This window comes from Nostoc sp. (assembly GCF_035638895.1).
Lineage (GTDB): Bacteria > Cyanobacteriota > Cyanobacteriia > Cyanobacteriales > Nostocaceae > Nostoc.
Genome location: NZ_DASQZC010000469.1, coordinates 1 through 8828, shown reverse-complemented (window position 1 = coordinate 8828; position 8828 = coordinate 1). Strand labels below are relative to the sequence as shown.

At 41.6% G+C, this 8828-nt stretch carries 9 protein-coding genes; 4 read left to right on the top strand and 5 right to left on the bottom strand.

The window, feature by feature from the left end:
• The first annotated feature begins 510 nt into the window (after positions 1-510).
• The 3 genes from VE944_RS23600 to VE944_RS23590 are packed head-to-tail and all read left to right on the top strand — an operon-like array spanning position 511 to position 1607.
• The gene (locus VE944_RS23600) at positions 511-720 is read left to right on the top strand and encodes a DUF2997 domain-containing protein (protein WP_324982740.1); all 210 of its coding nucleotides are present in this window, start codon (positions 511-513) and stop codon (positions 718-720) included.
• Positions 721-759: 39 nt separating this feature from the next.
• Positions 760-1146, top strand: coding sequence for a DUF1257 domain-containing protein (locus VE944_RS23595; protein ID WP_229472741.1), 387 nt, complete (start codon positions 760-762; stop codon positions 1144-1146).
• Complete coding sequence (locus tag VE944_RS23590) at positions 1146-1607, top strand: ferredoxin (protein ID WP_324982736.1); 462 nt, start codon at positions 1146-1148, stop codon at positions 1605-1607. Before VE944_RS23595 ends, VE944_RS23590 begins: the two co-directional genes overlap by 1 nt.
• Positions 1608-1804: 197 nt before the next feature.
• Here the strand turns inward: VE944_RS23590 and VE944_RS23585 are convergent, their stop codons facing one another.
• The 3 genes from VE944_RS23585 to VE944_RS23575 all read right to left on the bottom strand — a co-directional run bounded on the left by VE944_RS23585 (position 1805) and on the right by VE944_RS23575 (position 5354).
• The gene (locus VE944_RS23585) at positions 1805-2089 is read right to left on the bottom strand and encodes a YiaA/YiaB family inner membrane protein (protein ID WP_094328132.1); all 285 of its coding nucleotides are present in this window, start codon (positions 2087-2089) and stop codon (positions 1805-1807) included.
• A gap of 788 nt (positions 2090-2877) precedes the next feature.
• Entirely contained in the window at positions 2878-4509 is a 1632-nt protein-coding gene (locus tag VE944_RS23580; RefSeq protein WP_324982729.1) for a DUF4335 domain-containing protein, read from the bottom strand.
• Positions 4510-4748: 239 nt separating this feature from the next.
• The gene (locus VE944_RS23575; RefSeq protein WP_012406938.1) at positions 4749-5354 is read right to left on the bottom strand and encodes a DUF3038 domain-containing protein; all 606 of its coding nucleotides are present in this window, start codon (positions 5352-5354) and stop codon (positions 4749-4751) included.
• 773 nt (positions 5355-6127) lie between these two features.
• Here VE944_RS23575 and VE944_RS23570 point away from each other — a divergent pair.
• Positions 6128-6487: a substrate-binding domain-containing protein gene (locus tag VE944_RS23570; protein WP_324982723.1), complete on the top strand. Its 360-nt coding sequence runs from the start codon at positions 6128-6130 to the stop codon at positions 6485-6487.
• Between the two features lie 314 nt (positions 6488-6801).
• Here VE944_RS23570 and VE944_RS23565 read toward each other — a convergent pair whose 3' ends face one another.
• Together VE944_RS23565 and VE944_RS23560 are read right to left on the bottom strand one after the other, a co-directional pair.
• Positions 6802-7191 (bottom strand): hypothetical protein, encoded by a 390-nt coding sequence (locus tag VE944_RS23565; protein ID WP_324982720.1) that lies wholly within the window; start codon positions 7189-7191, stop codon positions 6802-6804.
• Positions 7192-7709: 518 nt separating this feature from the next.
• The coding region (locus tag VE944_RS23560; RefSeq protein ID WP_324982717.1) for a Smr/MutS family protein at positions 7710-8828 on the bottom strand (1119 nt) is incomplete at its 5' end.

The following is an 8828-nucleotide window of genomic DNA, read 5'->3' as shown; positions in this document are numbered from 1 at the left end:
AGAGCCTTTGTACAGGAAGCGATCGCCAGATTTTTTCCTAATAACAAATACAAGACCAATTTTTTTCTAATAGTATAGCTTGTATTGATTGCCTCATGGGGGTTCTAGCGATCGCCCTCCCGGAGAGTGACAGAAGAGGGATATCTGGAAAACCTTAAGAGAATAAGGTTTATCTAATGATAAAGTTTTTCACTAAATTTTATATTTTTGTGAATTGCCTTGCTGGCTATATTACCTATAATGCTTATATTTAGGACTTTTGGCGTTTACTTGGCAAGCTCAGTAGTTACCTTGACTAATCGATGAGGTTAAGAGAGACTAACTAAATGATGTGACTGATTACAAAATTAATAATTTTTGTAAAGATTCTGAGATATATATATTGAGAGATGGAACATTATTTAACAAATGGTAAGTTTGTATCTAAGTAAAAATGTTCCTACGGCTATATTTGTAGCCTTCTGCCAAGACAGTAGAATTTAAGCGTACTTATCGTGGTTGGCCAAGAGCATGGAGACATTAGAGTTCATAATCTATCCAGACGGTCGGGTACAAGAAAAAGTCACTGGCATTGTGGGTGCTTCTTGCACTGAGGTTACAGCAGCAATAGAAGCACAGCTGGGGCAAGTACTTAATTATGAGCCAACCTCAGAATATTTCGCCGCCAAGGTGCAGCAATCTAATGTGGCGAATACACACACCACTTACAGCGATTGGTAAGTTTTCACAGTAGTTTAGTGTAATTAATTCACAACCACCATGTCACACTTTAGCCAAATTAAGACTCAAATCCGTAACCTTGATTCTTTGAAAGACGCTTTGACTGAATTGGGCGTAGACTGGAAGCCCGGCCCACGCGAAGTCCGTGGCTATCGCGGTCAAACCCATCCTGCGGAAGTTAGTATTGAGCAGGAAAATGGCTATGACATCGGCTTTAAATGGAATGGTAAGGAATATGAATTAGTGGCTGACTTGCAATATTGGCAGCAAAACCTGTCTGTTGACGGATTTTTACGCCAGGTAACACAGCGCTATGCTTATCAAACAGTTGTCAAAGAAACCGCTCGTGTTGGTTTTCAAGTCTCTGAACAACAAAAAAATGAAGATGGTTCAATTCGCCTGGTAGTACAGCGCTGGAGTGCGTAATGGCTGATTTTCTGCCGTCGCGGGAAGAACAGGAAGAAAATTGTTCCGGTTTGGAACCAGAATTAGGGGGTTTTTTACGGGATGCCCCAGAACGTTCTGGTTTAGAACCGGAATTGGGCGGTTTTCTGCGCCAAAATGGTGTTTATGTTGACGAAATCACTTGTATTGGTTGCAAGCATTGCGCTCATGTTGCACGTAACACCTTTTACATTGAACCAGATTACGGGCGATCGCGCGTAGTTCGGCAAGATGGAGACGCTGAGGAAATTATCCAAGAAGCAATTGACACTTGTCCAGTTGATTGCATTCATTGGGTTGATTACACTGAACTGAAAAAATTAGAACAAGAACGCAAATATCAGGTAATTCCTGTAGTCGGTTATCCGGTGGAACATGCAGTTGCTGCTAGCGAACGTCGGCGTAAAAAGCAAAAGTTAAAAACCAAAAAATCCCGTTATTAAGATAAAAACCTTAAATCAAAATAATAAAGGACTGGATACCAGTCCTTTTGGTTTTCGTCATACTAGTTAATTTTTGATGTGTAAATCGCATCAAATGGTAAGAGTTAGTATTATTTGATATTGCTGAAAGGGATTTCTGTTTAAATGCCATTAACCCAAAATTGGCAATCCAAAACCCAAAATTGTTATGGCTGCCTTCATTTAAAATTTAGAGGATCGTGTTGTGAAAGCAATTTTTCTACTTTTGCCTCGTCTAACCTAGCGGTTAATCTTCTATTTTCATGCAAGTCTCTAGTAGTTTTCGCCAAAGTAAAAGTTGAGCCAACAGAGAAAGCCATACCCATACCCATAAAGCCTTTCACCCAGCCATTTACAGGTAAGTTGACAATGCCGAAGGTGGTCATAGAAATAGAAATTACAAAAGCTGCCCAAGTTTGAATAACCCAAGCTGGACTGTCTTTTTGAGTACCAATTGTTTGCATATTTCCTACTTTTGATATGAGTGAGTTATACCAATTCCTAATACTCGCCTCCAGCGAGAAGCAAGCTACGTAATTAAGAAAAGTCAGATTTCATCTGGGTTTCCAAACTTGTATCTATAATTTCATTTGGAGAATTGGTGTTAACAGTAATTGTATTGATTAGTAAGTTTACTGGTATCAATAGTAAGACCAGTTTGGTAACTGGACTCCAAAAAGCAAGCTCAAAAGCAACTGAAGTAAGTAGAAAATGGCACAAAGTATGTACCAGTTTTATAAGTGGCATTAAATCGAAATCTTACAACATTCTCGATAAACCAACTGGTATAGGGGCGCAAAAATAAACATCCCATTTTAAATGGCGCGAGGCTTGGAATAATTAGTTAGACAAAATATTTACAGTCATTGGGAACGGAGGATTCGCAGAGCATTTCGTAGAGAAGCAATCCCAACCGCAAGCGAATTGCTACCCTGCGGGAACGCTAAGAGCGAACATTACGCAACTCTTAGATACGCTACCGCAAACATTACATTCGCAATGACGTTGTGTAATTAATTCTGTATAACTACTTAGAATTTTTTGACTTTTGATAAATGACTTTTGACTTCCGTCTTGCGGTGCCAGCCCGCCTCAGACTGAAGTCTGAGGCTAATAGCTAAAGTCCACTCAAGTGGACTGAAACCTTTTACTAGTAGTCTAAAGACTACTTTTGCTTATAGCAAAAGTAATTCATTACTAGGCGGTTGTTGTGACTAGTGAAATATCTCAGGTTAAACTGATTAATTCACTTTTATTCATCTGGAAAAGTCTGTACTTTGCCATCAGGAGTAAGAACAACTCGAATTTTGACATTTTGTCCGCGTTTGTTGGCGGAAACAAAAGGTTTCCCAACTTCAGGCATCCCAGCGTTATCAACAAAGTCTCTTGCTGACTTATTGAGAGGAATAATTCGTTCAATTGTACCGTCAACACTGACTATCAAACTGTACTCTAATGTTTGTCCTAATCCAGTGGGTGGTTGCCAACGCTTTTTTAAGTATTCTCTAGCTTCTGCTACTTGAGGTGTATCAAATAATGTGCCAGTAGCCACTTCTGTGGATGTGGGGCTTTGGCGTTCGTTCCCTAATTGATCGATAAAAGGATTATTGGCAGTTCTAGAGGAGGAAAGTTGTGAAGCAGGTTTCTCGCCAGGAGAAGGTGGCTGTAGGGAATTAATTCTTTCCTCTAGCTGTTGTGAGGTTAGTGGAGAGGGTTGGGTAGGAGTATTGCCGCTATTAGGTATGGTGTCAAGAGATGGGGGGACAACTGGTGAGATATTAGTTGGTAAGCTGCTTGTATTAGAAGATAGCCTGGGTGGCAAATCCCGCAGCTTAGGGAGAGTACCAGGTTGGGTACTTAACCCTGTAGCGTTCTGTGCAAGATTTGGTAATATAGCAATTTCCTGGCCTGGGATTTTGCTAGATGGTGCGTTAGCGTTCGCGGAGCGTTCCGTAGAGAAGCTCGCCGGAGGCATGGCTGGATTAGTGGAAAGGGTTGAAGTCTTCCCTTGAGGTATTGTCAGTGCATTTAGAGGTGGCGCTGTAGAGAAGCTAGAACTAGGGGCTGTTAAAGGTGCTTGAGGTAAAGTGGATATGGAAAGTGGAGGAGTCGAACCTAGCAAATTCTCTGATGGAGTGGTGAGTCCAGGTTGAGGCGTGGGAAAGTTTAGTGAGGTTGAAGGTTCTAGAGCAGTCTTTACCGCTCCTGGATCTGCTGTTTTAGCTGTCTGCTGTTGGTTTTCTCTAATGTTGTTAGCATATTGCCAAGTAACTGGTAATAAACCTACACCTAATACTAATACTGCGGCAACAGGTGCCCAAACAGGGAACCTCAGAGTCGAAGTGCTGTTGAGAGTTGGGAGTGCCATGACATCAGTTGAGTACTCATCTAAAGCACTGGCCAAATCGAATAGTTGCAGCAGACTGAGTTGAATTACGGGGCCAGATGATTGGTTGGCGAGAGAACCGAGAAATAAGTTGTGAGTTAAATGGTTGCTTGGTTCTAAGCGGATATTTGCCCCAGAAATCTGGGTACTAAAGGAATTTAATGTTTTTGTAGAGGACTTTAATTCCGGCTCACCTAATGCTGTGCTTGACTCCTGGGTATCGGAGAAACTGACGCAAAAGCTTTCTGGAGACTGTTGGAGGAATTGCTGTACATAGCTTGTGACTGCATCACATAAAGCTTCAAGTTGATCGCGATCGCCCCGAATTGGAACTCTGTGTTCTTCTGGTAGTCGGGGATCATCAAAACGAAGCTCAAAGCTCAGGTGCTTGAGGACAGTTTTCCCCATCCAACGCGACAAAGGGGAGCTTTGCGCGAATACTTCTAGCGTGCAAGTAGGGGGTGTGTAGCAACGAATGACAGAATTTGATAGAGGCATGGCAGGAACTGCGAAGAAGACTATTTGGGATTTTGCAAAAAATTGAGCCAGTTGCTTGCAAAGAAAAGTTGAAAAGGCGGATTCCTCCACTCAGAACTTTGTCAGGTTCCTTCTGTGATGTGCAAAGAGGCAGCAGTATTGATAGTGCATTGCCCAAGAACTAACGATCATTAAAAGGGAATCCTTATCTAGCAAACTTTCATGAGCGAATTTTGGTTGAGGAATTTCAAATCTAAAATTTAAAATTTTGTTGAACGGTCTATAAGTGCTAGCCAGAGACGGCGATGCCCACCAGGAGCACTGTAAAAAAGTAAATCTACAAGCAGTTTTAGGGCCAGGTTAGTTAGTAAATCCGTTGAGATTTTCTCATCCTCTTCCATCCGCTCTTGGTAAGTGTTGCAAAAAGCATCAATATAATCTCCAAGTAAAGCAGCCTGGTGAGGTTCCCGGTTATTTTCTGCCATTTGTTCCAACAGTCCAACAGCGCGGCGAATCAATTCCTGGTGCTGTTTGGCTAGGTAGCAGATGATCAGAACAAGCGATCGCGCTTCTTCGACATCTAGCTTTTTTCGCCCTCCTTGACCTTTGCGTAGGGGATTTGATTGGCGCAGTCGCCATAAAGCTACGCGGTCTGGCACTCTTGACTCTAAATTCAGATCAGTTGCCGCCGAAAGCATAGCCTCTGAACCAATCCCAGTTAAGGTTTCTAGCGCCAACAGCACCAAGTCTAATTGGGTTTTGATATTGTCCCATTGAACTGTGTTTGGGGCTGGAAGCTTGATTAAATCCTCCCACTGGGAATTTGGAGTGGCTGAGTTGGCGGCCGAGTGCATAACTTTAAGCATAGGTGATCAAGCTGATAGAGGATGTTGCTGTTACCCATTTTGAAACCAGACTCTCAAGCATCATGCTTGGTTTCCCATAGCTCTAAGGCAGAGGCTTCATCTAGCTTTTTTATGTGTTAAACAGCAGGTATCTTTGTCCTACTCTAGATGAAAATTTATTTTCGACAAAGTAGAAAAGTATCAATTCTAGTTAAGGTTTACCCGGCTTTTGCTGCTAATTCCGTACAAGAGTATAAATAAACTATTGTTTTGCATGCTAACCGCTAATTATCGCTGAATAATTGTGTAGAATACCTCCTAATTTATTTGTGGCTTTAAATTTTGAAATTTTTTGATGTTTATTACTTTGTCTTCATGTATACATAATTACTATACAAATTTTTTGCTTCTTAAGAAAAGAATTACTGAACAATAACCCTCTTTCCTCAAAAGCTTCCCGTGCCTCTTCTGCTTACCCGAACCCTACCCCAGTTTCGCTTGTGTGTAGCCTGTTATTTCAGGACAGGTTAGGCAACATCAGGACGATTGATGTCTCTATGTAACTGATGACAAACTTAAAAATTTAATAAAGTCAGCGTTTGAAGATGTTGGGCGATTGATTTATTCCAACTTAGTTGGTACTATAGTTCTAACCGCTAACTACGCACATATCAGAACTCATTTGTAAACTTAATAGGCAGAGGTAATAGTTTAGACATTTACCAAAACCCATTCTTCAGTATGGGTTACAGATAATTCACTGATAAGAATAGCAACGCAATAATATAATAACTATGAAAAAGTATTTTTTTGCCTTTTCACTGATAGCTTGTGCTGTCAGTGTCACTTTGCCAACTCAGGCATTGGCGGTTAAGCTATACGGTGCTGGTAGTTTGCGTGATAGCCTCACAGAAGTAGCTGAATCTTTTAATGATAAATATGGAATTCCAGTAGAAACGCGATTTGGCCCGTCTGGGTTAACACGAGAATTTATAGAACAAGAATTCTCCGAAACCGGAAAATCCGCAGATATTTTGGCTAGTGCAGATATTGAGAACCCTCAAACATTGTTTGAAGAAGCTTTAAGTGAACCTGTAGTGAATTTCACTAGCAACCTAACCCCCAGATCCTTCCCTAGTAGCGTTGGGGACTAAGATTCAAAGCCTCTCTCCTTTTAGGTTACGGTGTACATACAAGTCCTAAAATACTTGCCTGATAAGATACAAGCCTTAATAGGCAAGGTTTTAAGTTTCTCAAGTTATTATCAATAGTGTCAGCTTATTGATATAGGATTAACGGAAAATCAAGGATTTTAAAAATAATTTTCCGTTCTTTTCCCTCTATTTGATTTCCAACTCGACTTGTGTCTATACCGTAGCCTTTTAGGAAAGAGGAATGGAAGTGAGGACAGAGTTTATTGCATCCAAACGAGAAGCGCTATAGATGCTCTAGAAAAGAAGTAGCGAGGTCAGGATACATATAAAATGATCTTGACGGGTCTATTATTAGAGGAAGGCGATACGTTGCTCCCTTGTACGTATTCATTGTTCCACCAAAAGTCGTTAAAAAACTGGTTACTACGGTGCACAATGTGCCAGTTTCCGTTAGTGAGTTGCACAGCGACCGTAATGCCTTGAATATTTGGGCCATTTAAACCGTGTGGTACTGAAAAGAAGCCCTCGCTATTGGTCGTGGTTTGCAGAGTATAAGTTCTCAACTGGGTTAACTGGGCTTGGGCGTATGCGGGTTTTGCTTCAAGTGTGGCGAAACTGGCAAAACTCAGACCAGTACCAGCAGAAACAGGTATGGTCAGAGCGAAAGCTATAGAGAGTATTTTAGGCATTTGATTTTTTCTCATATTTCAAAAGAGATTTTTTTGTGGACAGTTGCAATAAGCTGTCTAACTAGTCCTCAATTTCCTTTAAAAAGAGGCAGGGGAACAGGGGTTTATTTCGATGCGAAACAGCTTACCCCAGGCTACCGCAAAGTCAAGAAAGTGAGGATTTTACAAATCTGGTTCTTGCGTTGGTTTTATAGTAGAGCATTAAAACCGCAGTTTTATAGAAAGACTCAAAAACTTAAAACCCAGTCACAGCAATAAATATAGCCTATTTTTAGGTTTTATTTATTATTCTGTTCCATAAAATGAACTGAAGAACCACAAATCTTTTAGGATGTGCTGTAGCTAATTTAGCTATGTCAAAGATTTTACTAAATCAATAAATCAATAATAGAATGTATAGAATGTATAGAACGTTAAGGTTAAAATCAAGTTATATAATTACATTATTGAATTCTTAAATACGACATAGCATATCTTATGCTATGTCGTAGCTGGATTTACGCTGTACTGTACTAGTTATATTTATTGCCACTTTATTTGATGTGAGCAACGGTAACACCGGTGCCGCCATCTGCTTGTTCTGCTGGTTCGTAGTTGTTAACTCTGGGATGCTGTTGCAAAAATGCGTGAACTCCTTGTCGCAGTTTGCCAGTACCATACCCGTGAATAATCCAGACTGGGCCTGTAGCTTCCGAGATGGCTTTATCTAAAATGTATTCGGCATCAGCCACCCGTTTTCCACGCAAATCGATGGTATTTTTGGAAGTCCGAATTTCTGGGACAACTGGCGGTGGTGGGGTTACTGCTGCTGGGGCTGGTTTGGCTTTAACGACTGGTTCGGGCTTTTGACCATTTAGAGATTCTACATCTTGCAACTTCACGTTCATCTTCATTAGCCCAAACCGAACGCTTAACTCGCCATCTTCATCAGGGGCGGTGATTACATCTGCTATCTGTCCCAATTTTGGAATGCGGACGCGATCGCCTACTTTGGGCATAAATCCAGCTTTTGGTTTTGCTGACGTTGCTGGCTGATATTGTTGACCAATTTGATTTAAAGCATTGGTTGCTTGCTGGGCCTCTTGGGCTGTGGGCGTACCTTTCTGCAAACGGCGGATCACTTGGGCAATTTCACCTTTTGCTTGAGCGATCGCTTGTTGGACTGCTATTTCCTGTGAAGCCCGCAAACTGCTTTCCCTTTCCTCCAAACTTGCGGCTTTTGCGGATACCTCTTTGTATAAACGTTCCGCTTGCTGCAACAAACTTTGGGCTTCGGCTGCTTTGGTTTCCTGACGGCGGCGTTGTGCTTCTAAGCCAGCAATTACTTGGTTAACTTCATCTGTGGCTTCTCCCACCTGGGTTTTTGCCTGTTGTACCACTTCTGGGTTCAATCCTAAGCGGAGGGCAATAGTTAAGGCGTTAGAACGTCCAGGTATGCCCCACAACAAACGGTAAGTGGGTGAGAGAGTACTTTCGTCAAATTCTACAGAGGCATTTTCAAAGCGATCGTCTTCGTATTTCAGGGCTTTTAATTCCCCGAAGTGAGTAGTGGCGATCGTTAGCTGGGAATGGTTGGCTAGATATTGCAACAAGGCGATCGCTAAGGCGCTACCTTCAACTGGATCGGTTCCCGCGCCGACTTCATCGAGTAA

What these genes read in the sequence shown, in the direction of transcription:
- VE944_RS23600 (WP_324982740.1), top strand. Translation starts at nt 511, where the DNA reads ATGGAGACATTAGAGTTCATAATCTATCCAGACGGTCGGGTACAAGAA.
- VE944_RS23595 (WP_229472741.1), top strand. Translation starts at nt 760, where the DNA reads ATGTCACACTTTAGCCAAATTAAGACTCAAATCCGTAACCTTGATTCT.
- VE944_RS23590 (WP_324982736.1), top strand. Translation starts at nt 1,146, where the DNA reads ATGGCTGATTTTCTGCCGTCGCGGGAAGAACAGGAAGAAAATTGTTCC.
- VE944_RS23585 (WP_094328132.1), bottom strand. Translation starts at nt 2,089, where the DNA reads ATGCAAACAATTGGTACTCAAAAAGACAGTCCAGCTTGGGTTATTCAA.
- VE944_RS23580 (WP_324982729.1), bottom strand. Translation starts at nt 4,509, where the DNA reads ATGCCTCTATCAAATTCTGTCATTCGTTGCTACACACCCCCTACTTGC.
- VE944_RS23575 (WP_012406938.1), bottom strand. Translation starts at nt 5,354, where the DNA reads ATGCTTAAAGTTATGCACTCGGCCGCCAACTCAGCCACTCCAAATTCC.
- VE944_RS23570 (WP_324982723.1), top strand. Translation starts at nt 6,128, where the DNA reads ATGAAAAAGTATTTTTTTGCCTTTTCACTGATAGCTTGTGCTGTCAGT.
- VE944_RS23565 (WP_324982720.1), bottom strand. Translation starts at nt 7,191, where the DNA reads ATGAGAAAAAATCAAATGCCTAAAATACTCTCTATAGCTTTCGCTCTG.